Raw genomic sequence first — 25,063 nt, 5'->3', positions numbered from 1 at the left:
TTCTCTCCTCATCCCGGATCAAGTCCGGGATGAGAATGGCGAAACATTGCGTAGAAGGGTCTTGAAGGCTTCCACTTGCCCCCTTCCGCGCGCCTGCTATGGGCGCGGCGAGGGGACACATGAATTTCGCGTCGGTCACATTCCTGTTCTTCTTCCTGCCTGCCGTGGTCGCGCTCTACTTCGTCATGCGCGGGCGCATGGCGCGCAACGTGTTCCTGTTGGCGGCGAGCCTGTTCTTCTATGCCTGGGGCGAAGGGCTGGGGCTCGCGCTGCTGCTGGTGTCCATCGTCATGAACCACGAGCTGTCGCACCGGATCGCGGCGCGGCGCAAACCCTGGCTCGCCATCGGGATCGCGGCCAATCTGGCGCTGCTGGTCACGTTCAAATATCTCGGTCTCATCACCGAGACGCTCGGCCTGCCGCGTGTCGAACCGCGCCTGCCGCTCGGCATCTCCTTCTTCACCTTCCAGGCGATGAGCCTGCTGGTGGACGTCTCGCGTGGCTCGAAACCCGCGCGGAGTCCTTTGAAAACAGGGCTCTATATCAGCATGTTCCCGCAACTCATCGCCGGGCCGATCGTGCGCTGGGACGAAATCCGCGACCAGATCACCGAGCGCCGCGAAAGCTGGGACCGGTTCTGCGACGGGGCCAAGCTGTTCATGCTCGGCCTGGCGCAGAAGGTTCTGATCGCCGACACGGTCGCGCAAGTCGCCGATGCGGCCTTCGGCGCGGAGGCCGCCACACTGGGGCCTGCGGCCGCTTGGCTCGGTCTTGCCGCCTTCACCCTGCAGATCTATTTCGACTTCGCCGGCTATTCCAACATGGCGATCGGGCTGGGCCGCATTTTCGGATTCGAGCTGCCGCGCAATTTCGAGCATCCCTACAGCGCGGCGTCTTTCCGTGAATTCTGGCGGCGCTGGCACATGACCCTGTCGCGCTGGTTTCGAGACTATCTCTACATTCCGCTGGGCGGGTCGCGCGGCGGGGAGCTTGCCACCTACCGCAATCTCGTCATCGTCTTCGTGCTGTGCGGGCTGTGGCACGGGGCGGCATGGACTTTCCTGCTCTGGGGTCTGTGGCACGGCATCTTCCTGATCGGCGAAAGGCTGGCGGAGAAGGCCGGATGGCCGAAGACGCCGCGCTTCGCCGGCATGGCCTACACCGTTTTGTTCGTGGCTCTGGGCTGGGTCTTGTTCCGGGCCGACAGCCTACCCCATGCGCTGGCCTATTGGGGGGCGCTGGCCGGAATGGGCGAGGGCGGTATGACGATCGACGTGCCGCCGACCGCTTCATATGCCATGATCGTCGGCGGGCTGTTGTCCTGGGACGGCTGGAAGCGGATGAGCGAACGCCTGCCGGGCGTGCCCGCCGTCGCCGCGGTCGGCCAGTGGAGCGCCGTCCTGATTCTCGGCGTTCTGTGTTTTGCAGCCGTGGCCTCGACCACGCACCAGCCTTTCCTGTATTTCCGTTTCTGACATGGCCCGTCTGTTCCGCAATATCGCCGTGCTCCTGCTGATCATGGGCTTCCTTCTGCCGCTGGCCGGTTATGCCGGGACGGTGTTCTTCGGCACGGGCACGATCAGCGAAACGGAAAAACGCACGCTGGCCCCGGTGCCGCGACTCGATGGCAGCCTGCGAGACTTCACGGCCGGTCTGGACGCTCATTTCGAGGACCATTTCGGCTTCCGCATGACCTTCATCCGGACCGCGCGCGAGATCCGCGACAATCTCGGCGAGGATCCGCCCGCCGTGGTCGTCGGCAAGGACGGCTGGCTGTTTCTGGGCAACAACAAGTATCGCGACGAATTCGAAGGGAAGGGGGGCTGGGACGAGACGCAGGTCGACGCCTGGATCGAAACGCTCGCACTGGCCCGCTCTGAACTGGGTGAGCGGAATGTTCCTTTCGCCGCCTTCATCGCGCCGGACAAGGCCCGTATTTTCCCCGACAAGCTGCCTGACGACTGGATCGAGGGGCGGCGGCGCTTCCGCACCGCCGTTCACGGCCATCCCGGAACAGGGCGGACCGGTTTGGTCGATGCGGAACGCTATGTGCGGGCTGCGAAGGCGCACGGGCGGACCGTTTTCTTCCACCGCGATACCCACTGGACGCCGGACGGATCCTATGACCTGGCCATGGCGGTCATGGACGAACTCGACCCGTCCACGCGGCGGCCGCGCCATTTGCCGGATCCGCCGCGCATCCCTGCGCCGAGGTTGATGGATCTGGAAGGCATGGCCGGATATGCGGCAACATCCGAGCCCAGCCATGAGCTGATCGCCTTTCCGCCGGCATCCGGCGACTATATCGAGATTTTGCCGCCAGCCGATCCGGACTCGCCGGCACGAGGCGAGTTCGCCACCTTGCGCATGCAGGGCACGGATGCCGCTCCTGCAGGTCGGTTGGTCATCGTCGGCGACAGTTTCGCCGACACCATGCTGGAACATTTCCGCCCCAGCTACCGCGAGATCGTCCGGTTGCATCACGGGGCGCACCATTACGATATCGGTCTGAAAGACGTTCTGGCGCTCGACCCGGATGCCGTGCTGTTCGCCACCGCTGAACGCCAGGCGGCCCGCAAGGCTCGCCCGCTGCGGCTCGACTGATCCGTCCTCCTAAACGTCCCGGCCGTTCTCGCCGGTTCGATCGTCTTGCTCAGTCTTGTTTGATTAAGCCTTGGCCACGTGCCTTGTTTTCGCCACAGGACCCGATCACCTTTCAGCGTGTTGATACAAGTTAATGAAAGTCGGGCGGATTTTACTGCAAGACTGATCTGACGGGACGGCTCGAACAGTGTCGGCCGAGTGCGAGGAGAGACAGGGCCATGTCGGTAATGCGCGTTTTGACTCGGAGTCTGGCATGCGGCGTCTCGGCAGTGGCTCTGGCTGCCTGCGGTGGCGGGGGCAGCTCTGCACCAGCGCCCGTCGTGCAGGCTCCACCGCCTTCTCCGCCGCCCCCTCCGCCACCGCCCCCGCCACCGCCCCCGCCACCGCCGACGTCGGCCACGACCGTTACGATCAGCGGCAAGGCGACTTTCGACCGTGTGCCGTTCGGCGCTCCGGGCACGGGTCTGGACTTCGGGAGCATCCGGCAGGAACCGATCCGCGGCGCCGTCGTGCAGTTGCTCGACGCTTCGGGCGGTGTGCTCAAGACGTCGGAGACGAATGCCAGTGGCGATTACAGCTTCACATCGGATGCGAACACCGAGGTCCGGGTCAGGGTCCGGGCGCAGATGCTGCGCACGACCAACGCCCCGATCGATACCGAAGTGATCGACAACACGAATGGCAACGCACCCTATGTCCTGGATGGATCGCTCGCTTCCAGCGGGACGGCGAACCAGCGCCGCAACCTGAACGCCGGTTCGGGCTGGGGCGGGTCGTCCTATACGGGAACGCGCGCAGCTGCGCCGTTCGCCATCCTGGACACGATCTACGAGGCGACCCAGGTCTTCATCGCCGTCGATCCGAACATCGTTTTCCCGGAGCTCGATGTGGGCTGGAGCGTGAACAACAGGTCCGCTTCGGGCGCCATCGCCAGAGGCGAAATTACGACATCGTCCTACCTCACCGTCAACGGCGTGCCGACCATACTCATCCTGGGCGATTTCGCGATGGATTCCGATGAGTATGACGAACATGTCGTCTCCCACGAATGGGGCCATTATTTCGAGAACACCTTGTCGCGGGCCGACTCCATCGGCGGGCCGCACAGCAATTCCGAGCGACTGGACGCCCGTGTCGCGTTCGGAGAAGGCTGGGGCAATGCGCTCTCCGGGATCGTTTCCGGCCGGGTCTACCGTGACAGCAGCCGCAATGGCTCGCGGGATTTCGGCATCGATATGGAGCGCAACGATTTCGCGAACGAGGGTTTCTACAGCTCCGGCTCGGTCCAATCCATTCTGTACGACATCATGGACGGGACGGCGGACGGGTCGGATACCATCTCGGACGGTTTGGGACCGATATACCGGGCCTTCACGTCCCAGACCTACAAGGACGTGCCCGAAGTCACCTCGATCTTCGCCTTCTCCAATGCGCTGCGATCGCAGTCCGGCATCGATGCCGCCGCCCTTGACGCGCTATTGAACGACCAGCGGATCATCGGTCGCGGTCCGGCCGGTGCGGGCGAGACCAATAATGGCGGCATAACGGAACGGCTTCCGGTCCACCGTACGCTGACGATCGGCGGACCGGCGCAGTCGTTCTGTTCGGTCAATGACGCGGGCACGTATAACCGTCTCGGCAACCGGGCCTTTTTCCGGTTCAGTCTGCCGGCCGCACAATCCGTCACCCTGACCATGACGCGAACCAGCGGTCCGGCTTCCGCCGATCCGTATTTCGACGTCCTGCGCCGGGGTCGCTATCTGGCAACGCCGGACAATACGGCCGGAAGCATCGAAAGCCAGACGCTGAACCTGCCTGCGGGCGAATATCTCGTCGATGCCTTCGACAATATCAACACCGACATTGACGGAGCCGGTCACGACAGCTGCTTCACCCTTCAGGCACGATGATGGAGACGATCATGACGACTATCAGAACCCGGACCCTGCTGGCAGCATCCTGCCTGGCCGTCGGCCTCGCTGCCTGTTCTTCCGCCACCCCGGAGGCGGAGCACCGCGCCGCCCACGATCACACCGCCCACTCGCATGACGGCGCGACCATCAAGCTCGGCGCCCCCGTCGCCTTCGCCCACACGGTGGACGGGGACTTCTCGGTCGGCACCTACACCGATATCGTCGTCAGTGTGTCGGAGAACGCCGGGACCGGCGCCATGGACCTGTCGGCCTCGGGCACGGACGATCTCGACGTGCTGGGCTCGACGGCCAGCCTGACGATCGGCGATCTGGGCGCGGACGATCCCACCGCCTGGCGGATCGCGGTGCGCCCCAACGCGGACGGCGTCCACTATCTGAACCTGTTCGCGCAGGTCAGGGGCGGTGCGGAAGACGGGCTGACGCGCGCCCATTCCATCCGCATCGATCTTGGCGGCGGTTCTGCGGCGCAAACCGACAACAAGGTCACCGTGATGGACGGCCAACGGGTCGTCGTCATGGAAGCCGAAGAAACGATCGAACAGGCCGAACCGAACTGACGGGCTGCTCGTTGCAGATCCGCTCGCCCGGGACATCTGCGCATCCATTGTTGTGATCGGCCCTGATTCGCTGCTAGGACGGCGATCCGGCGTGTGCGTATCTTCGGGCGCCGGACAGGAAGGACCGCCCGCAATGCAGAAATGGACCCCCTCCAGCTGGCGCCGCAAGCCGGCCCTGCACATTCCCGACGACTATCCCGACGCGGATGCGCTCGAGGCCGTCGAGACGACGCTGCGCGGCTATCCGCCGCTTGTCTTCGCGGGCGAGGCGCGGCGGTTGAAAGCGCGGCTCGCGGACGTGTCCCGCGGCGAAGCGTTCCTGCTCCAAGGCGGGGATTGCGCCGAGAGCTTCAAGGAATTCCACCCCGACAATCTGCGCGACATGTTCCGCGTCATGATGCAGATGGCCGTGGTCCTGACCTATGGCGGCGGGCAGCCGGTCGTCAAAGTCGGGCGGATCGCCGGCCAATTCGGCAAGCCTCGGAGTTCCCCGGTCGAAGTGCGCGACGGCGTCGAACTGCCGAGCTATCGCGGCGACAACATCAACGGCATGGATTTCGATCCGGCGCAGCGCACGCCCGATCCGGAACGGCTGCTCAAGGCCTATGGCCAGTCGGCAGCGACGCTGAACCTACTGCGCGCCTTTTCCACCGGCGGCTATGCCAACCTTCGCAACATCCATAAATGGACGCTGGGATTCGTGGCCGGCACGACGGCAAGCCAGCGTTATGCGGAGCTTTGCGACACGATCAGCGATGCGCTCGACTTCATGGAAGCCTGCGGCGTGACACCGGAATCGACGCCGCAAATGGCGGCGACGGATTACTACACGTCGCATGAGGGCCTGTTGCTCGGCTACGAGGAAGCGATGACCCGCATCGATAGCACGACGGGCCGCTGGTACGACACGTCGGCCCATATGCTTTGGATCGGCAACCGCACCCGGCAGCTCGACCACGCCCACGTCGAGTTCTTCCGCGGCATCGAAAACCCGATCGCGATGAAGATCGGAGAGGGGCTGGAGCCGGACGAGCTGCTGCGCCTGACCGACGTGCTGAACCCCGACAACGAGCCCGGCCGTCTGACCCTTATCGCGCGCTATGGCCACGACAAGGTGGCCAAAGGCCTGCCGACGCTGGCCCGCGCCGTGAAATCGGCAGGCCGTCATGTCGTCTGGTCCTGCGACCCGATGCACGGCAACACGATCAAGACGGCGTCCGGCTACAAGACGCGGCCCGTGGACAATATCCTGACGGAAGTCCGCACCTTCATGCAGGTGCTGCACAGCGAGGGCTGCTGGCCCGGCGGCGTGCATTTCGAAATGACCGGTCAGAACGTGACCGAGTGCATTGGCGGCTCGGCCCGCATGGTGCGCGAGGAAGACCTGTCGTCCCGTTATCATACCCATTGCGACCCCCGCCTGAACGCGGACCAGGCGCTGGAACTGGCCTTCCTGATCGCCGAAGAACTCAACGCGCACCGCAAGGGCGACCGGGCAAAGCTGGCGGTCTGATTTGCTCTAGGGTCCGTCGAGGGTCGGACCGGCGGCAGCGAGCGCGTCGCCCATCGCGGTGACCATGCCGATCATCAGCGCGGCGAACGTCGCGACGAATATCACCGCGACGAGCGCGAAGCCGAGTGTGAGCGCCCGTGCAAAGCGCCTGCCGCGGCTTTCCGATTGTGGGAAGGCTCCGAAATAGGCCGTGATCGACACGATGACCGCGCTGCCGAACAGCCCGAAGAACGACAGGAACGGCGCGGCTTCCGCGGAAAGGGTCGCGATCGGAACCGTCATGACGAGCATGAAGATCTGCGCAGGGATCAGCAGCGCATAGATGTAGCGAATGCGGACGACCATGTTCAACGGCTCGGCATAGGCGCGCCAGACGATACCGAAGAGAGTGTACAGGGCGAAGCTTGTGAACGGCGCCCAGAAGAACATTCCTTCCAGCAGTTCGTTGGTCAATGTGCGCGGATCGATCGATCCAAAAACGCGGGTCGGTTTCCGCCAGACTTGTCAGAGCGTCATCGAACTGATCGACGTAAAGCTCGGTCACGACCTGGCCCTCGCCGATATAGAGATAGCGCAGATAGGACGAGAGGGCGAGCAGGACAACATAGACCCGGATCGACGGCGTATAGCCGGACCAGTCTTGTGTCTGCGCGGCCAAGGAAATAACGGCGCGAATAGACAAGGACGTCCTTGATCGTCAGCGCCGTCATCGCCCCGAAGCCGAAACCGTCCTCGAACAGGTCGGAAATGCCGATATCCACCATATCCGTCTCCCCACGAAAAAGGCCGCTCCGATACGGCGGAGCGGCCCTGACATGTCGAGAGGCAAATCGCGGCACAGCGATGCGAATGTGCGGTCAGCCCGGCGCGCGCATCTGATCCAGCTTCTCGGTCTGCTCCGTCAGCGTCGGTACGCCGAGAGCTGTCCGCAGCGCATCCGGAACGAGATCGCGATCATAGGGGTCCATGGTCACTTTGCCGTCCTCCCGAGTGTACTGCGTGCCGTAGACCTGCGGCTGGCCGATGTTCATCAGGTAACGATCAAGCGTAGCCGCGGAAATCCAAGCGGCGCTCTCATGGCCCTTGGCGACGGCGGCGACGGCCAGCGAATGCGCGAGCAGATAATCGTCCGCCGTGCCGCCATGCTGGAAAATGAAGGCGGCATGATAGAAGTCGTTGTCCGTGCGCAACGCGTCTTCGGCCAGAAGCGCGAGCGTCCGTTCGCGCCGTTCGCGGTCCCCGTCGATCATCGCCTTGATGAATGCGGGATCCTTCGCCTTTTCGGGCGTGAACCCCTGACGCACCGCCTGGTCCGCTTCGAACAGAGCGGCGATCTCGGCATTGTCGGCCGGATGGTCTTTAGCCTGTGTGATCCGGCGATCGCCAACATCCGATTGCGCGGAGACGCCCATCGGCACCACGAAGACACAAAGCAGGGTTAGCAAAAATCGCGTCATGGCGGGTCCGATCCGTTGGTCATGAAAAAAGCCGCCCCGTGGTGACGGAGCGGCCCATGCCTATCAAAGACTACAAGTGTAGTCTAGAGGTCTTTCAAGCCGACGCTCGGACGGAACTGAGCGGAGGTCTTGGCTTTGCTCATCATCTTCTCTCCGGTTTGCGGATTGCGCATTTCACGCGACGGACGGTGTTTGGCGATGAACTTGCCAAAACCGGGCAGGTTCACTTCGTTACCGTCTTTCAATTCGTTGGTGATGATTTCCAGCGTGCCGTTGAGCATGTCGCCGGCGGCGGACTGGCTGGTGTCGAGATGGTCGGCCAATTTGGCGACGAGTTCTTTCTTGTTCATCGTGGAGGCTCCTTCGATGTCTGCCCTGCGGCGACGTGCCCGGGACGTGCTGTAATCTTACTCATTAAAGCGGTCATGTCACGGAAATGCCCATGAAACCGGGGGTTTTTACGGGTTTTTCATCGAAATGTTCGGATTCGAGCCTGTCAGATCGGTCAGATCACCCGAAAATCGTGATTCTGCATGTTCCGGACCGAATCGCTTTTCGCATCGAGATCGCTCTTGCCGCGCGCTTTCGCGGACTTATGACGGCGCCATGAGCGATGTCTTCAAGGTCGGAATCGTCGGAGCCGGCGTCTTTGCCGGTTACCACGCCGGAAAGGTCGCCGGGCATGACCGGGCGGTCCTGTCAGGTGTGTTCGACCGCAATGCCGGACCCTGCCGAAATCTGGCGGCGCGATACGGAGCGCACCCGACGGATAGTCTGGACGCCCTGGCGTCCGCTTCCGATGCTTTGATCGTCGCCATTCCCGCCAACGGACATCTCGATGCCGCTTTGTCGGGGCTCGCTCATGGGTGCCATCTGCTGATGGAAAAACCGCTGGCCGCGACCGTCGCGGAAGCGGAGCGGATCGTCGGCACTGCGGCGGTGCAGAACCGCGTCCTGCAGGTCGGGCATCAGGAACGCATCGTGATGGACGCGATCGGCTTGCAGGATGTTTCAGTCCAACCGAACGAGATCGCCATTGTCCGCCACACGGGCCGCGCGACGCGCAATCTCGATGTCGGCGTGGTCATGGACCTGATGATCCACGACATCGATCTGTTGAACGCGCTCTATGGTCTGCCGGACTGGATCAGCACGGAACGCGCGCGCAGCATCTATTCGGACAGGCTGGACGATGTCTCGGCGGAGTTGGGTTATGGCGACATGACGGCCTATCTGTCCGCATCGCGCAACGCCGAACCGGAACGACGCTGGACCTTGCGCTTTGATGCCGGAACGGTCGAGATCGACTTCAACGCCAAGACGTTGCGCCATGACACGCCGTTCGACCTGGATGCGGATTTCGGGTCGAAGCCCGACGCCGCGGACAGCCTCGCGGCCGCTTTCGACCGTTTCGTCGCCGCCTGCCTCGACGGAGCCTCGCCTCTGGCTTCGGGAGAAGAGGGGCTTGCAGCCGTCAGGATCGCCGCAACGATCGAGGCGAACTGATGGCGCGTATGTCCAAGCGTCTGGCGGTCTTTGCCGTCGCGGTGTTGCTGGTCGCCGGTATCGTCTTCGCCATCAAGAAAGACGACATCGGCCGATTGATGACGGTCAACACGCTGTTCGACGAAGGCAGGATTGTCGACAATTTCTCCAATATGGACCGCGCCTTCCTGACAAATACGCTCGATGTGCCAATCCGCGACGATCTGATGGGCGACAGTGGACCGCTGCCCGACACCGTCACCATTGCAGGCGAAGAGCGCGGTACACTGGATGTTCTGGACGAACTCGACACGACCGCCCTTGTCATCCTGCGCGACGGCGAGATCATTCACGAGAGTTACTACCGCGGCACCGGTCCGGACGACCGCCGCATAAGCTGGTCCGTCGCCAAATCTTTCCTGTCGGGCCTGTATGGCGCGGCACTCGAAAACGGCGCGATCGCCAGTCTCGACGACGATGTCACGACTTACGTCCCGGAACTCCAAGGCACGGCCTATGACGGTGCGACTCTCCGCAACGTGCTGAATATGAGCTCCGGGGTTCGCTATAACGAAGACTATATGGATCAGGACTCCGACATCAACCGGATGGGCCGGACCATCGCATTGGGCGGATCGCTGGACGATTACACGACGACGCTGACCGAGCAGGATTTCACGCCGGGCGACCGTTGGCATTACGTGTCGATGGATACGCACGTTGCGGCATGGGTGCTGCGCGCGGCGACGGGCCGGTCCGTGCATGACCTCTGGGAGGAGATCTACGGTCCGCTCGGCTTTTGTCAGCCACCCTTCTACCTCACGGACGGGGAGGGCGCGGCCTTCGCGCTGGGCGGGCTGAACCTGACCACGCGCGACTATGCCAAGTTCGGGCAGCTCTATCTGCAAGACGGAGAATGGAACGGTCAGCAGCTGATCTCCGCCGACTGGGTCGCCGCCAGCACGGCGCATTCCGCACCGGGCCTGACCGGGCGCGGCACGGGCTATGGCTATCAATGGTGGGTCCCGATGCCGGCGCGCGGCGACTTCATGGCGTCGGGCATCTACGGCCAATTCGTCTATATCGATCCGGCCCGCGATATTGTGATCGCCAAGAATGCCGCCGACCGCGAATTCGCCCTGCCGAACGCGTCCGGGCCGCATTCGATGAACATGAACATCGATCTCTTCCGGAGCTTGGCGGAGCGGTTGGGCGGTTGATGGACCCCGCGCGCCGCTTCCCCTAAAGCGCCTGCATGACGCTCCGCCTCCGCATCGCTTCCTGCCAGCTCAACCCCGTCGTCGGCGACATTTGGGGCAATGAAGCGAAGATGGCGGACGACTACGCCCGGGCCAAAGCCGACGGCGCGGACCTTGCGATCTTCCCGGAGTTGATGATCCTCGGCTACCCGCCGGAAGACCTCGTGCTGCGCCCGACCGTCCAGGACGATTGCCGCAAGGCGTGCCTGCGTCTGGCCGGGTTGACAGCTGACGGTCCTGCCATCCTGACCACCGCGCCCTGGGTCGATGACGGCCAACTCTATAACGCCGCGCTTTGGATGGAAGCGGGCGAAATCAAGCATATACGGTACAAACATCACCTGCCGAACTATGGGGTGTTTGACGAAGCGCGCGTGTTTGCGCGCGGGCCCTTGCCCGAACCCATTATTTTCAAGGGTGTCTCCATCGGCATTCCGATCTGTGAAGACCTGTGGCAGCCGGGAGTCGCGTCGCATCTGGCCGACAAGGGCGCGCAGATCATGCTGTCGCCCAACGGCTCGCCCTGGCGACGCACGGCCCATGCGGAACGGCACGCGGCGCTGGGCGACAAGGTGTTCAACGAGGGCCTACCGCTCGTCTATGTCAATCAGATCGGGGGACAGGACGAGCTGGTCTTCGACGGATCCAGCTGGTCGATGGCGGCGGACGGTCAGATCGTCCAGTCGCTCAAGAGCTTCGTCGAGGACTACGACGTCGCGGAGTGGGAACGGCGTGACGGAGTCTGGCAGTGCGCATCGGCCAAGACCGAGGGGCATCTATCGGGACTGGAGGCCGACTGGCGCGCCTGCTGTCTCGGCCTCGGCGACTATGTGAACAAGAACGGGTTCGAGCGGATCGTGTTGGGCTTGTCCGGCGGCGTGGACAGCGCCATTTGCGCGGCGATTTGCGTCGACGCGCTCGGCCCGGATCGGGTCTGGTGTGTGATGATGCCCAGCGAATATACCTCGTCTGACAGTCTGGAGGACGCGAAAGCCTGCGCGCAGGCGTTGGGCGTGCGATACGACATCATTCCCATCGCCCCGGCGCGCGAAGCCTTCTCGCAGATGCTGGATCCGCTTTTCGACGGAATGGCGGCGGATACGACGGAGGAAAACATCCAGTCGCGCATCCGCGGCCTGACCTTGATGGCCCTGTCCAACAAGTTCGGACCGATGTTGGTCACGACGGGCAACAAGTCGGAAATGGCGGTCGGGTACGCCACCATCTACGGCGACATGTCGGGCGGCTACAATCCGATCAAGGACCTTTACAAGACCGAAGTCTTCCGGCTGTGCGAATGGCGCAATGCCCACACGCCGGACGACCTGCTCGGCGCGGACGTCCCGATCCCGCAGCGCATCATCGACAAACCGCCGTCCGCCGAGTTGCGCGCCGACCAGAAGGACAGCGACTCGCTCCCGGACTACCCCATTCTGGACGACATCCTTCTGGGCCTGATCGAACAGGAACTGCCCGTCGAGGCCATCGTCGCGCGCGGCCACGACAAGAGCGACGTCATGCGCATTCAGAGGCTGCTCTACATCGCTGAATACAAACGCAGACAGGCCCCGCCCGGTGCAAAGATCGGAAGCAAGAATTTCGGACGGGACCGGCGCTATCCGGTGACGAATGGATATCGGGACCGGTATGGGGATTAGAGCCAACCCATGCGCTTGCTAAGCGGAGGCTTGTCCCTATAAGCCGCCGCCATGACAACACGCGTCCGCTTCGCCCCCAGCCCCACGGGCAAACTCCATGTCGGCAATGTCCGCACGGCGTTGATGAACGTGCTGCAGGCGCGCAGCACGGGCGGCACCTTCATCCTGCGCATCGACGACACCGATCTGGAACGCGGGACGCAGGCCTATGAAGACGGCATTCGCGACGATCTGAACTGGCTCGGCCTGCACTGGCAGGAGACGTTCAGCCAGTCGAAGCGCTTCAACCTCTACGACGAAGCGGCTGAAAAGCTGAAGGAAATGGGCTTGCTCTATCCAGCCTACGACACGGCCGAAGAGCTCGACCGTCAGCGCAAGTTGCAGGCGGTCAAAGGCCTTCCGCCCATCTATGACCGCCGGGCCTTGGATTTGACCGACGCGCAGAAAGCCGCCTTCGAGACCGAGGGCCGCAAACCGCATTGGCGCTTCAAATTGTCCGGGAACAGCGTGAGCTGGACCGATCTGGTCCGCGGTGAACAGTCCATCGAGACCGGCAGCATCTCGGACCCTGTGCTGATCCGCGGCGACGGCTCCTATCTCTACACGCTGCCCAGCGTCGTGGACGATATCGACGCGAACATCACCCACGTCATTCGCGGCGAGGACCATGTCACCAACTCCGGCGCGCAGATCGAGATCTTCCGTGCGCTCGGTGGCGTCGAGCCGATCTTCGCCCACACGCCGCTGCTGGTGGACAAGGATGGCGGCAAGCTGTCCAAGCGCCTCGACAGCCTGTCCATGGGTCAACTGCGCGAGCAAGGCTACGAGCCGATGGCGATCCTGTCGCTGCTGGCCAAGATCGGCACGTCCGATCCGGTCGAGGAACGGTTCACGATCAAGCAGTTGGCGGACGAATTTTCGTTCGACAAGATCGGCCGTGCGCCGGCGCGCTTCGATGACGACGAATTGCGGGCCTTGAATGCCAAGATCCTGCACGAGACACCCTATGCGCAGGTCGAGGGCCGCCTCGACGCGCTCGGCGTGGATGGCGGCGAAGCCTTCTGGCTGGCGATACGCGACAATGTAGACGTGGTCGACGACGCGGCCGGATGGAACACGACCCTGTTCGCGCCTATGGCCGGAATGATTGATGCGGACGACAAGGCCTTTTGCGACACGGCGGCCGAGCTGGTCGGTGACGAGGCCGATTGGTCCGAGCTGGTCCGCAAGCTGAAGGACAATACGGATCGCAAGGGGCGACGCCTGTTCATGCCGTTGCGCAAGGCGCTGACCGGTCGCGACCACGGGCCGGAAATGGGTCCGTTGCTGAGGCTGATGGGGGCCGATCGCGCGCGGGCCAGACTGCGCGGCGAAAAGGCGTAAGGGATGACCGACGCTCTCGCGCAGCAAGGGCGGGAATCCATCGAAGCGGGCAGCAAGAGCTTCGCGCTCGCTTCAAAGGTCCTGCCGCCGCGTATTCGCGACGACGCCTCCATGCTCTATGCCTGGTGCCGCTATTGCGACGATGTGATCGACGGTCAGGAGATGGGACACGGCCAGATCGCCGACTATCGCGACGGGCAGGGGGAGCGGTTGGGTATTCTCCTGGAAAGAACCCGCAACGCTCTCATTGTCCCGCCCGCCCCGACGAGGGCCGGGGCCCAGATCGACGCCCAAGCAGTGGCATCGAAGCTGGACCCCGACATGGGTCGAGATGAGCGGGTGGATGGGATATTTAGGGGGATGGCCGTCGTCTTCGAACGCAACGCCGTCCCGCATCGCCATGCATTTGAGCTTCTCAGAGGCTTCGAAATGGACGCCGCCGAGCGAACCTACCGCACGACCGATGACATTCTGGACTATTCCTATCACGTGGCGGGCGTGGTCGGGGTGATGATGGCGATGATCATGGGTGTGCGCGACGACCCCACGCTCGACCGGGCCAGCGATCTGGGGCTGGCCTTCCAATTGACCAACATCGCCCGCGACGTGATCGACGACGCAAGAGCCGGGCGCGTTTTCGTGCCGCAGGAGCTGCTGCTCAAGCATGGCGCGCCTGTCGAACCGGATCTGCTGATGCAACCGCAGAACTGGCGCGCCGCGCATGAGGCGGCCGTCGAATTACTGGACGTCGCCGAAGGCTATTACGCCTCGGCGCGGACCGGCATCCGACATCTGCCGTTCCGCTGCGCTTGGGCGATCACGGCGGCGCTGAAAGTCTACCGCGAGATCGGCGAAGTGCTGCGACGGGGCGGCCCGGAGGCTTGGCAAGACCGGGTGGGCGCGGGAACGGGCCGGAAACTAGCTCTGGCAATGATGGCGGGCGGCCCGGCCATGGTGCGAGCGAGGGCGAAAGATGCGCCGCGCGACGGCTTCTACGCCCGGCCCCTTTAGAAGTCCAGCTTTCACGTCCCCGGCATGAATTGCGGGGATGGAGATGCACGGACGTGGCAGAGACGAAGACGAAAGAGCGGTATAGGAAAGTGACTGGGACTGCGCTCAGCGCAACGCCCTAATTCCGGTCGAACCGCACGCTTTGTTCTGCCGCTCTGAAAAGGGCGGCGGCCTTGTGCCGGGTTTCCGCCCATTCATAGTCCGGCGTCGAATCCATCACGATGCCGGCTCCGGCCCGCACGTGGAGCGTGCCGTCCTTGACGATTCCGGTACGCAGCGCGATGGCCGTGTCCATGTCGCCATTGGCGCTGACATAGCCGACAGCGCCGGCATAGATGCCGCGCTTTTCGTCTTCCAGCTCGTCGATGATCTCCATGGCGCGGACCTTGGGCGCGCCGGAGACCGTTCCGGCCGGGAAGCCAGCCATCAGCGCATCGATGCAATCCAGCCCGTCACGGATGTCACCTTCGACGTTCGAGACGATGTGCATGACGTGGCTGTAGCGTTCGACGATGAAGCGTTCCGTCACGCGCACCGTTCCGGCCCCGGCGACGCGCCCGACATCGTTCCGGCCCAAATCGAGCAGCATGAGATGTTCTGCCCGCTCCTTCGGGTCGGATAGAAGGCTGCGTTCGTTTTCAAGGTCTTCCGACACTGTCTTGCCACGCGGACGGGTGCCGGCGATGGGCCGGATCGTAACCGTGCCGTCGCGCAATCGGACGAGGATTTCCGGACTGCTGCCCACGATCTGATGATCGTCGAAATCGAGAAAATAAAGGAAGGGCGACGGATTCATGCGCCGAAGGGCCCGGTAGAGCGCGAACGGGCTGGCCACCATGGGCGCGGAGAGGCGCTGGCCGATCACGACCTGGAAAACGTCGCCCGCCAGAATGTAGTCCCGCGCGGCTTTCACCCGCCCGCCGAAAGTCAGGAGGTCCGTGCCAAGGGTTGGCGTGATTTCCGGCACCTGCACGACCGAAGAAGGCGAGGGCGGCGTCGGGCCGTCCAGATCGGCAATGGTGGCTTCGATCCGCTTGACGGCGCTACCGTAATCGCCGCCCGGCGGGACGAGCGCGGCGACGATGATCTCCTGCTTGACCTGGTCGAAGATGCAGACGGTGCGCGGCCGCACCATGATCGCGTCCGGCGTGCCGATCGGATCGGGATTGGGCTGGGCCAGGACTTCGACATGGCGGATCATGTCGTAGCCGAGATAGCCGAACAGGCCCGCCGTCATGGGCGGAAGATCGTCCGGCAACTCGAACTCGCACTCCGCGATCAAGGCGCGCAACGCATCGAGTGGCTCGCCCGACATGACCGCATAGGCATTGCCGTCGCGCGATAACGCCGCCTTGTCGCCATAGCTACGCCAGATCAGGTCCGGGTCGAAGCCGAAGAAGGAAAACCGCCCCCGCTGTTCGCCGCCCTGGACGGACTCGAACAGGAAGGCATAGGGCTTGCCGAGCGCCGCTTTCATGAAGGCGGAGACGGGCGTGTCGATGTCGTTGACGACGCGCGCATAGACGATCTGCGGCCGGTCGGACGGCCGGAAGGCCGTGCGGGACGGGGTGAGAGCGGGCGTCACGGCGTGAGCCGGGCTCAGCCTTCGGCGTCGAGGTTCAGAACCGCGCGCAACTGGTCTTCGAAGACGACGTGCTCCGCATCCGCCAGAATGGCGTCCTGATAAGCCTGGCTGACATCCAGTGCGATCTGTTCGGAGACCTGACCGCGGATGATGTCGAGCATCTGTCCGCCGACCCGTTCCCCGGCCGAGGATACAGTGTCGAGGATTGCGATCTCGTAGGTGCCGGGCGTCTGGCCGGGGCCGCGCGCCACCGCGCCGACTTCGCCGTCAAGCAATCCGATGAGCACGGCAGGCGAGACCGTGTTGAGGGGCGAAGATCGCTGGACGGCGATGTTCTCGACTTCGGCGCCGAGTTCCCCGGCGACGACTTCGATGCTCTCGCCGGCGCGCAGGCGTGCGGCCAGTTCAACGCCGCGCGCGGTCAAGGCGTCGCTCAGCTGTTCGGACTTCCAGAGCCGCACCGCTTCGCCGCGCGATTCCTCGAACGGCTCCGGCGCGCTGGGGATGGTGTCGGTAACGCGGAAAACGGCCAACCCGCCATTGGCGGACGGCACGATGTCGGACTCGAATCCGATGTCGCCGGTGAAGACCGCCTGCAGCAGCCGGTCGTCGGACGCGATGCCCGGTATGGCGGAAAAGCCTGTCATGGCGATGCCGTCGGGCGTGGTGCCGCTGCGGTCCAGATAGGGGTAGGAGGACAGGGGAACGTCGAGTGCTTCGGCGATCTCTTCCAGGGTCGCCCCTTCCAGTAGCCGGTCGTCGATCACGCGTTCGTAGTCGTTGATCGTGCGCAGGGCTTCGCCTTGCAGCACGTCCGCCGTCAGCTCGTCGCGCATGGAGTCGAAGTCCGGTTCGTCGGCTGGATTGATATTGCGCACATAGACGACTTCGAACGATCCGAAGCCCGTGGGCGCGACGCGCGCCGTACCGGCTTCGGCCTCGAAGGCGGCGGTCGAGCTGGCGGGGTTGATCAGACCGTCTTCCTTCACGGCATCGAACGTGTCGGGCGCAGGCAGGTCGAGGCTCGCGACGACGGCGTCCAACGCTTCGCCCGCGCTCAGGCGGGCGGCGGCGTTATCGGCGATGGCCTGCGTCGGAACGGCGATGATGCTGACATCGCGCGTTTCCACGGCTCCGATTTCGCCTGCGCCGATCAGCGTTTCGAACCGTTCGCGCAGTTGGTCGTCCGTCACTTCGATATCGCGTTCAAGATCGAACGGTTCGATGCGGATCATCAGGAAGCGGCGATATTCAGGAGCGATGAAACGCGACTGGTTGGCGGCGATGAACGAGCGCAGCTCGTCCTCCGTGGGCTCCGGCAACGTCTCCAACGCGCTGGCATCGAACCGAACCAGGCGCGCGCGCCGCGTTTCGTTGACGAAGCGGTTATAGCGCTGCGCATAGTCGCCAGGCGCCAGGATGCCGCCCATCACGGCTGGGATCGTCTGGCGCTGGACCAGCACGGTGCGCGCGTCGCGTTCGAAGTCCGCTTCCGTCATGCGGTTGGACGCCAGGATGCGTTGCAGCTGCGTCCGGTCGAATTGCTGCGTGATGCTGTTGCGGAAGGCGTCGATGTTCTCGGCGTAGCGAACGATGTCGCGATTGTTCACGCCGATGCCGAGCGCTTCGGCGTCCGCCTCGATGGCAAGCCGTTGCGTGAATTCACCGACCAGCTGTTGCGGAATACCGCGGTCATAGGCTTGCTGCGGCGTCATGCCTTCGCCCGCTTCGTCGGAGATGCGGCGCATTTCCTCGTTGAACCGGTCCAGAAAGGCCTCACGGCCCACTTCGGCGTCGCCGACCTTGACGACGGCGTTGCTGCTGTTGGGCGAGAACACGTCCTCGATGCCCCAGACCGCGAAGGCCAGGACGAGCATCCCGACCAGGACGCCGACCAGGACGGTGCGGATGCGGGAAAACAGGCCCTTGGGGCGGTCGTAAATGTCGTCAGCCATAACGTCGCGCCTGTAGCAGACCCGCGCCGCCTCGCAAGCGGTTGCGTTCAGTCGCGCGAGCCGCCAAACCGGGCGCATGCCACAGCTGATCGCCGCGAACTGGAAAATGAACGGTCGACTCGATTGGGTGGACAAGGTCGGCGAACTTGCCGCGCTGACCGGGGAGGCGGTCTGCGAGCGGCTGATCTGCCCACCGCATCCGCTCGTCGGAGCGATGGCCAGGGCGGCGCAAGGAAGCGGGATCGCCATCGGCGCGCAGGATTGTTCCGAGCATGAAGCCGGGGCGCATACAGGCGAGACGGAGGCCGCATTGCTGGCCGCGCTCGGTGCGCGCTACGTCATTCTCGGCCATTCGGAACGGCGCACCGGCGGCGAGACGGACGACCGCGTCAAGGCCAAAGCCGAACGTGCGGTTGGGTCCGGGCTGCGGCCTCTCGTCTGTGTCGGGGAAAGCCTGGCCGAGCGCGAGGCCGGGACCGCGATCCCGGTCGTCGAAGCGCAACTCTCAGGCAGCCTGCCGCAGCAGGGTGACTACGACATCGCCTATGAACCCGTCTGGGCGATCGGTACGGGGCGCACGGCAACGGCCCGCGACGTGGCGGAGATGCACGCCGCCATCCGCCGCCATGTCGGGGTGGGGCCGCGCATCCTCTATGGTGGATCGGTCAAGCCGGACAATGCGGCCCTGTTGCTGGGCGTGCCGGAAGTCGGCGGGGCTTTGGTTGGCGGCGCGAGCCTGGAGATGGAGAGCTTCGCGCAGATCGTTCACGCAGCCAAAGCGGATTAACGCCGCGCTAACCACGATCGGACAGGTTGGGTGCGACCGAATCGCGAGACCGCCATGCGCTTGTCCTTATTCTCTCTGTCCGCCGTTCTGATCGCGGCTCCGGCTCTGAGCCAGACTTTGGCCGCCGACCCGGGCACCTACCGTCCCGGCACGCCCTACCATGCGGTAATCGTGCCCGGCGCGGATGTCTGTGCCAGCCAGTGCGACGGCGATGCGCGTTGCCGAGGCTGGAACTACGTCAAACCTTCACCGACCGCGAATGGCGTATGCGATCTTCAAGCCGAGATCGGAGCGCCGATCGCCAGCGATGTGTCGATAAGCGGGGTGAGCGTGTCTGCCCCGCCTTTTTCCGTAAACGTCACATCCGGGGGAACGAATACGATCCGGGTCGGCACGGCGGTGACATCGAACCCAGAAACTCGACCTGTCCATCAAGGCGGGCGGGTCGTTCGCCGCGAAGCCGTGCCTGCGCCTTTGTCTGCACGATCCTTGTCGCCCCACCCCGGTCTCAGGCCGCAACTCGACGCGTTTGCCGCCGGATCCGGGTTGCACAGTCCCGGACGGGCCGTCTCTAATCCACGGCGCGGAGTTGCGCCGCCTACCGGACAGCCTATGCCGCGCAAGCCCGCCAGCGCGCCGGTGACATGGCAGTCGAGTGCGTCACTCAATCTCCATGGACGCCCGCAAGAGGATATTGGCGGATCCAGAAGCGTGCAAGGCTACGCCCGTCCGAGCCAGCCGGTCATGCAGTCGGAACTGTCCGAGGTTCAGCCGCGCTAGGACCGGGCAGCGACGCGCCGCACGCCGTGCCAGAGGGCGGCTCCCGACAGGCGGGCCCATCCGAACATCACGAACAGCATGAAACAGAGTATGGCGGAGACTTGCAATCGGGCGGCCAGAGCCGGAACGTCCTGACCCGACAGCATCAGAGCCTGTTCTCCGCCCGCCAGCGCAGCGATCAAGGCAAGGAAAAGCCAGAAGCCGGACCAATAGAAACCGACCAAGCTGGACGACGGCTTGAACGCGGCCGGAACGAGGCAAGTCGTCGCGACAACGACCGTAATGGCGAACATGATCAGGGACGGTAGAAGCATCGGCGTGATATCCGGTTAACGTATCGTTACCGTCATGCAAGTCCTTTGCCAAAATCGCGGTCAGCGGCGCTCCTTGGTCGTCAGGAAGCGCAATTCCGGGTTCTTTTCCTGAGCGTAGCCGATGTCCCATGCCGATTTCGCAAGCAGGACGGGATCGCCGTCAATGTCCTCGGCCATGGTGGCGGTATTCCTGTCCACGAAGTCCTTCAGCTTGTCCGGATCGTCGGAAGCGACCCAGCGCGCCGTCTGGTAGGGCGGCACCTCGAATTGCACGCCGAGCCCGTATTCGGTCTTGATCCGTTCGCGCATCACGTCGATCTGCAGGCTCCCGACCGCCCCGACGATCATGTCCGCGCCGAGCGCCGGCTTGAACAGCTGCGTCACGCCTTCTTCTGCGAGTGATTCCAACGCTTTGCGAAGGTGCTTGGCCTTGAGCGGATCCTCCAGCCGGGCGCGGCGAAGGATTTCCGGCGCGAAATTGGGTATGCCCGCAAACTTGATCTTTCCGGATTCCGACAGGCTGTCGCCGACCCGCAGCACGCCGTGGTTCGGAATGCCGATCACATCACCCGCATAGGCTTCCTCGGCCAGTTCGCGGTCCTGGGCGAAAAACATGACGGGGTTGTGGACGTTCAGGCTGCGGCCATCGGCGGATTTCAGCTTCATGCCGCGTTTGAACTCGCCGGAGACCATTCGGTAGAAGGCGACCCGGTCGCGGTGGTTCAGATCCATATTGGCCTGAACCTTGAAAACGAAACCCGAAACCTCCCTGTCCGTCGGCGACATCTCCACGGACTGCCCCGCCTTGAGCGCGGGTTCGGGCTGTGGCGGCGGGGCAAGCTCGGCCAGCGCGTCGATCAGTTCCAGCACGCCGAATTTGCGCAAGGCGCTGCCGAAATAGACCGGCGTCATGTGGCCTTCGCGGAAAGATTGTTCGCTGAAATCGGGGTATTCGCGGGCCAGCTCGGCTTCCATCTGGAATTCTTCCAGCAAGGCGTCATCATCGAAGGTCGCGCCGATGGAGTTTCCATCCATCTGCGTCCAGGCATGGTCTTCGCCGCTGTCGGGTTTGGCAAAAGCCAGGAAACGGTTCGTGCGCAGATCGGCGACGCCCTTGAAGCGGCGGCCCGACGCGGCGGGCCATTGCATCGGCACGACATCCAGCGCCAGCTTGTTCTCGATCTCGGCGATCAGCTCGAACGGATCCACGCCTTCGCGGTCGAGCTTGTTAATGAAGGTCACGATGGGAATGTCGCGCAGGCGGCAGACCTCGAACAGTTTGAGCGTCTGCGGCTCGATCCCCTTGGCCACGTCGAGCACCATGACGGCGCAATCGGCGGCGGTCAGCGTGCGGTAGGTGTCCTCGGAAAAGTCCTCGTGGCCGGGCGTGTCGAGCAGGTTGAAGGTCAGGCCCTTGTGTTCGAACGTCATGACGGACGAGCTGACCGAGATGCCGCGTTCCTGCTCGATCTTCATCCAGTCGGACTGCGTGCGGCGCGCTTCGCCGCGCGCAGCCACGCGCCCGGCCTGGTGGATCGCGCCGGAGGCGAGCAGCATGTTTTCCGTCAGCGTCGTCTTGCCCGCATCCGGGTGCGAGATGATCGCGAAGACGCGCCGCTTGAGCGGTTCGGTTTGCAGGGCCTTGGACATGAGGGCGGCGGGTAGCGCCGCCGCCGCACGACGTAAAGCGTCCTGTGCGGCCCAAATTCGTGCGAAGCGCTTTGACACGCCGCAGGCGAGTTGCGACGAGAGCGGATGAGCAAGTCCCGATACACATCGGCCGTCAAGGCCGGGAAACATCTCTACAAAGCGGCCAAGTCGATGCGGGTGCTGCGCTCCGTCGCCTGGAACCCGGCCATGAAGACGGCTTTCCTGAAGCGCGGCAAGCTGCCCGACCCGACCTATGAGGCGATGCCGACCGACAAGGCGCGCGAACATGTCAAGGACGCCAGGGCGCTGATCGATGCGGGCGACGACCTCATGTCCGGCTGGCTGTGCCGCTTGAGCGACTCGATGATGAGCACGGTCAACATGATCGAGACGCGCGGCACGCCGGAATTCTTCTCCCACTCCACGGCGCTTTACGGACAGCCCACGCGCCTGATGCTGGACCGCAAGACCATGGTGCTGGACCTGGCCAAGCACATGGATTCGTCGCTGGAAGGTCTCGATTTCGACCGGCTGGTGGTGGAAGGCACGGAGAAACATCTGACCGACACCCAGTTCGCGCGGGCCTTGCGCAAGAAACTGGACCGTCACTTCGAGACCGATGCGCCCAATGTCATCATCAGCCCGACCGTGTCCGCCAAGGCCGCGGCGACGTCCAAGCGAATCAGGATCCGGCAGGGGGCGAGTTTCACGGCGCGGGATGTGGAGCAATTGCTGCATCACGAAGCGCTCGTGCATACGGCGACCGCGTTGAACGGACGCTCGCAGAAGAAGTTTCCCATTCTGGGCTGGAGCCATCCGGGCACGACCGAAGTGCAGGAGGGGCTGGCCGTCTTCGCCGAACTCGTCACGGGATCGATGGATCCGCGCCGCTTCCGCCGCCTGTCGGGCCGGGTGCTGGGCATCCAGATGGCGGTGGACGGGGCGGACTTCAAAGACGTGTTCGACTTCTTCCTGGAGCGCACCGACAGTCCGGACCAGTCCTACGAAAATGCTCGGCGGGTTTTCCGCGGCGGGGTGATCGCGGGCGGCGCGCCGTTCACCAAGGACATGGTCTATCTGAACGGTTTGCTGCGCGTGCACAATTTCATGCGCACGGTGGTCAAGATGGGGCGGTCCGACCTGATCCGGATGTTGTTCGTCGGCAAGCTCGACATCGAAGACGTCCCGGCCCTGTCGCAGATGGCCGTGGACGGCATGATCGAAAGCCCGAAATTCATGCCGCCTTGGGTCAACGATCTGCGCTTCCTGGTCAGCTACATGGCCTATTCGGGGTTCCTGAACCGGGTCGAGATGCCGGGCTTCCAGGAATACTACCAGGAAGAGCTGAAGGAAGTTCCGGACGTGTGGTCGCTAGTGCGGCACGACCGAATAGACGAGACGGGCGAGGATATCATCGCCGAATAGGGTGCGTTCGGACAGGTCGCAGCCCGTTCTCGTTTTCGCAAGGAACTGGCCCGGCAGGCGTCGTTCCGTCGCCGAGAAGATTAGAAACGAGCCTTCCGGAAAGCCTGTTTCCGGCACGGCGTTGAGTGCGAACAGGTCTGTCGTGTCGCCCGCCACGGCCAGATAGCGTACAGGTTGGCCCTGGCGTGGATCGGTCGGACCGCTCGGCCAGTCATAAACCGCGATGTGATGGATCGGTTTGGCCAGATGCTGGTGCGCAGGATTGCGTGACGCCGGCATTTCTCCGGACAATAGCCAAGTCGGGTCCGTGTCCAGCGCCTTGGCGATCCGGTCCAGCGCATCGCGGCGCGGCGTGTGGCCACCACGCTCCCAATTGGCGATGGAGGGCTGCGAGACTTCGACCTGTTTGGCGAGCTCGCTTTGGGACAGACCGTGTTTCTTGCGCGTGTCCTTGAGGCGTTTGGCCAGACTCATAACTTAACTTATATTTACGGGGTGACGGGGTCGATGTGACAAAGCCTGTTGCTTTTATCAAATGCATACCAGCATTGCGGAAATGCATAAAATGAATGGGGGCTGAACCTCAATAATTGTGATAAGTATTACCAACAATACATAAGAAATCCGAATGACGGGCGTTGTGCCATAAAGATCGATTTCTTAACTGTGTCTACGGGAAATGCCACACGAACATGACGCGCTCTCGCGGGTGCGACGTCATCTACACCATTACGAAGGAAACAACGCCATGAAAGGTGATTATTGCACGCGCGAAGGCGCAGAGCGTTTGAAGCAGCAGATCGAGGCCTACTGGGCCGAACGCGGTCACGACGTGAAGATCAATCTCGTCCAAGGTGGATTCCTGGCCTCCATGCGCTCCGCGCGCACGGACGTCCGGTCCAACATGGTCAACGGGGTTCCGAGCCGCAACAAGCAGGACTTCGGCTAGGCCGCCGTTCGTCAGTACGATCCGGCATTCCTGTGCCGGTTGAACAGCATGATAAGGGCTGGTGCGAGGTCGCGGAAATTCCGCAGCCGCGTATCGGCCCTTAATCGTATCTGGGGTCGGTAGCTGTAGCCATAGGTCACGAGCACGCCGTGGCAGCGTGCGCGCCGCGCCCCTTCCATGTCCGGCCAGCTATCGCCGACCATCACGATACGCTCGGCCCGCCTGTGTCCGGCGGACGTGAAAATATGCGAGGGATCGGGTTTGGACGCCGGAACTTCGTCGCCGCCCACGATGCGGTCGAACCGCGCCGTCATGCCGAGCGCATCGAGCAGCGGCCGCGCCAGCCAGCCGGGTTTGTTGGTGCAGACGCTTAATCGCGCGCCCATCCGGTCCAGCTCGTCCAGCGTCGCGCATACGCCGGGATAGGGCCGTGACAGACGCGCAATGTCTTCGGCGTAGCGCGACAGGAATTCGCGTTGCAGCACGTCCAGGCGCGCGGTGTCCACGCCATGTCCCGCACGATCGAGTGCATCGGTGATCAGACGCCGCGATCCCAAGCTGACTGCCGCCCGGGCGAGGCCGTAATTCGTGGCCGGCAAGCCTTCCAGGGCGATGACCTCGTTGGTGACGCGCACCAGGTCCGGCGCCGTATCGACCAGTGTTCCGTCCAGATCGAAACAGATGGACAGCCCTGCCAGAGGCGTAGGCAGAGACGACGTGGAATTTCCTGTTTCGCGGCGTGTCATTCCGCGCGCTA

The 25,063-nt window shown here is 63.6% G+C and carries 22 protein-coding genes and 1 pseudogene; 14 read left to right on the top strand and 9 right to left on the bottom strand.

The annotated features are described in order from the left end of the window. The first annotated feature begins 119 nt into the window (after positions 1–119). The 5 genes from Q0718_RS02415 (at position 120) to Q0718_RS02395 (ending at position 6,608) form a co-directional block, all read left to right on the top strand. Complete coding sequence (locus Q0718_RS02415; RefSeq protein ID WP_298912897.1) at positions 120–1,475, top strand: MBOAT family O-acyltransferase; 1,356 nt, start codon at positions 120–122, stop codon at positions 1,473–1,475. A gap of 1 nt (position 1,476) precedes the next feature. Then, on the top strand, positions 1,477–2,604 hold the full coding sequence (locus Q0718_RS02410) for a hypothetical protein (RefSeq protein ID WP_298912895.1): 1,128 nt from the start codon (positions 1,477–1,479) through the stop codon (positions 2,602–2,604). 437 nt (positions 2,605–3,041) lie between these two features. Next, complete coding sequence (locus tag Q0718_RS02405; RefSeq protein ID WP_298912893.1) at positions 3,042–4,514, top strand: hypothetical protein; 1,473 nt, start codon at positions 3,042–3,044, stop codon at positions 4,512–4,514. Positions 4,515–4,525: 11 nt separating this feature from the next. Further along, entirely contained in the window at positions 4,526–5,095 is a 570-nt protein-coding gene (locus tag Q0718_RS02400; protein WP_298912891.1) for a hypothetical protein, read from the top strand. Positions 5,096–5,228: 133 nt separating this feature from the next. Next, positions 5,229–6,608, top strand: a complete 1,380-nt coding sequence (locus Q0718_RS02395) for a class II 3-deoxy-7-phosphoheptulonate synthase (RefSeq protein WP_298912889.1) — start codon at positions 5,229–5,231, stop codon at positions 6,606–6,608. 6 nt (positions 6,609–6,614) lie between these two features. Here Q0718_RS02395 and Q0718_RS02390 read toward each other — a convergent pair whose 3' ends face one another. From Q0718_RS02390 to Q0718_RS02380, 3 genes and pseudogenes are all read right to left on the bottom strand, one after another. Then, positions 6,615–7,061, bottom strand: coding sequence for a hypothetical protein (locus Q0718_RS02390; RefSeq protein WP_298912886.1), 447 nt, complete (start codon positions 7,059–7,061; stop codon positions 6,615–6,617). 404 nt (positions 7,062–7,465) lie between these two features. Next, positions 7,466–8,065, bottom strand: a complete 600-nt coding sequence (locus Q0718_RS02385; protein WP_298912883.1) for a DUF6624 domain-containing protein — start codon at positions 8,063–8,065, stop codon at positions 7,466–7,468. Between the two features lie 83 nt (positions 8,066–8,148). Beyond that, positions 8,149–8,436, bottom strand: a pseudogene (locus Q0718_RS02380) (HU family DNA-binding protein); the annotation flags it as partial. A 235-nt stretch (positions 8,437–8,671) separates the two neighbouring features. On the opposite strand from Q0718_RS02380, the gene Q0718_RS02375 reads away from it, so the two are divergent. From Q0718_RS02375 to Q0718_RS02355, 5 genes are read left to right on the top strand one after another with little or no spacing between them, the layout of a single operon-like run. After that, positions 8,672–9,571 (top strand): Gfo/Idh/MocA family oxidoreductase, encoded by a 900-nt coding sequence (locus tag Q0718_RS02375; RefSeq protein WP_298912880.1) that lies wholly within the window; start codon positions 8,672–8,674, stop codon positions 9,569–9,571. Then, the gene (locus tag Q0718_RS02370) at positions 9,571–10,770 is read left to right on the top strand and encodes a serine hydrolase (protein WP_298912878.1); all 1,200 of its coding nucleotides are present in this window, start codon (positions 9,571–9,573) and stop codon (positions 10,768–10,770) included. The genes Q0718_RS02375 and Q0718_RS02370 overlap by 1 nt, the downstream gene beginning before the upstream one ends. Before the next feature lie 35 nt (positions 10,771–10,805). Further along, a complete protein-coding gene (locus Q0718_RS02365) occupies positions 10,806–12,467 on the top strand; it encodes an NAD+ synthase (protein WP_298912876.1) in 1,662 nt (553 codons plus the stop codon). A gap of 51 nt (positions 12,468–12,518) precedes the next feature. Next, entirely contained in the window at positions 12,519–13,850 is a 1,332-nt protein-coding gene (gene gltX, locus Q0718_RS02360; RefSeq protein WP_298912873.1) for a glutamate--tRNA ligase, read from the top strand. Between the two features lie 3 nt (positions 13,851–13,853). Then, the gene (locus Q0718_RS02355; RefSeq protein ID WP_298912870.1) at positions 13,854–14,861 is read left to right on the top strand and encodes a phytoene/squalene synthase family protein; all 1,008 of its coding nucleotides are present in this window, start codon (positions 13,854–13,856) and stop codon (positions 14,859–14,861) included. Positions 14,862–14,979: 118 nt separating this feature from the next. Here Q0718_RS02355 and trpE read toward each other — a convergent pair whose 3' ends face one another. Continuing rightward, a complete protein-coding gene (trpE, locus tag Q0718_RS02350) occupies positions 14,980–16,446 on the bottom strand; it encodes an anthranilate synthase component I (protein ID WP_298912867.1) in 1,467 nt (488 codons plus the stop codon). 14 nt (positions 16,447–16,460) lie between these two features. Next, the gene (locus Q0718_RS02345) at positions 16,461–18,401 is read right to left on the bottom strand and encodes a peptidylprolyl isomerase (RefSeq protein WP_298912864.1); all 1,941 of its coding nucleotides are present in this window, start codon (positions 18,399–18,401) and stop codon (positions 16,461–16,463) included. Positions 18,402–18,477: 76 nt separating this feature from the next. On the opposite strand from Q0718_RS02345, the gene tpiA reads away from it, so the two are divergent. Next, on the top strand, positions 18,478–19,188 hold the full coding sequence (tpiA, locus tag Q0718_RS02340) for a triose-phosphate isomerase (protein WP_298912861.1): 711 nt from the start codon (positions 18,478–18,480) through the stop codon (positions 19,186–19,188). Between the two features lie 54 nt (positions 19,189–19,242). Beyond that, the gene (locus Q0718_RS02335) at positions 19,243–19,968 is read left to right on the top strand and encodes a PAN domain-containing protein (RefSeq protein ID WP_298912858.1); all 726 of its coding nucleotides are present in this window, start codon (positions 19,243–19,245) and stop codon (positions 19,966–19,968) included. Here Q0718_RS02335 and Q0718_RS02330 read toward each other — a convergent pair. After that, the gene (locus tag Q0718_RS02330; RefSeq protein ID WP_298912855.1) at positions 19,965–20,282 is read right to left on the bottom strand and encodes a hypothetical protein; all 318 of its coding nucleotides are present in this window, start codon (positions 20,280–20,282) and stop codon (positions 19,965–19,967) included. The two genes, Q0718_RS02335 and Q0718_RS02330, sit on opposite strands and share 4 nt — an antisense overlap. A 60-nt stretch (positions 20,283–20,342) precedes the next feature. Beyond that, positions 20,343–21,932, bottom strand: a complete 1,590-nt coding sequence (locus Q0718_RS02325) for a peptide chain release factor 3 (protein WP_298912852.1) — start codon at positions 21,930–21,932, stop codon at positions 20,343–20,345. Between the two features lie 105 nt (positions 21,933–22,037). Between Q0718_RS02325 and Q0718_RS02320 the strand changes: the two genes are divergently transcribed. After that, positions 22,038–23,357, top strand: a complete 1,320-nt coding sequence (locus Q0718_RS02320; protein ID WP_298912849.1) for a flavohemoglobin expression-modulating QEGLA motif protein — start codon at positions 22,038–22,040, stop codon at positions 23,355–23,357. Here the strand turns inward: Q0718_RS02320 and Q0718_RS02315 are convergent. Then, entirely contained in the window at positions 23,304–23,831 is a 528-nt protein-coding gene (locus tag Q0718_RS02315) for a helix-turn-helix transcriptional regulator (RefSeq protein ID WP_298912847.1), read from the bottom strand. The genes Q0718_RS02320 and Q0718_RS02315 overlap by 54 nt on opposite strands. 274 nt (positions 23,832–24,105) lie before the next feature. Between Q0718_RS02315 and Q0718_RS02310 the strand changes: the two genes are divergently transcribed. Continuing rightward, a complete protein-coding gene (locus Q0718_RS02310; RefSeq protein WP_298912845.1) occupies positions 24,106–24,306 on the top strand; it encodes a phosphoglycolate phosphatase in 201 nt (66 codons plus the stop codon). An 11-nt stretch (positions 24,307–24,317) separates the two neighbouring features. Here the strand turns inward: Q0718_RS02310 and Q0718_RS02305 are convergent, their stop codons facing one another. Then, positions 24,318–25,052: an HAD-IA family hydrolase gene (locus Q0718_RS02305; protein ID WP_298912843.1), complete on the bottom strand. Its 735-nt coding sequence runs from the start codon at positions 25,050–25,052 to the stop codon at positions 24,318–24,320. Positions 25,053–25,063: the final 11 nt, after the last annotated feature.

It is taken from the genome of uncultured Algimonas sp., from assembly GCF_947498175.1.
In the GTDB taxonomy this organism is placed as follows: domain Bacteria; phylum Pseudomonadota; class Alphaproteobacteria; order Caulobacterales; family Maricaulaceae; genus Litorimonas.
The sequence above is the reverse complement of the archived record's forward strand: the minus strand, read 5'-3'. Positions and strand labels throughout refer to the sequence as shown.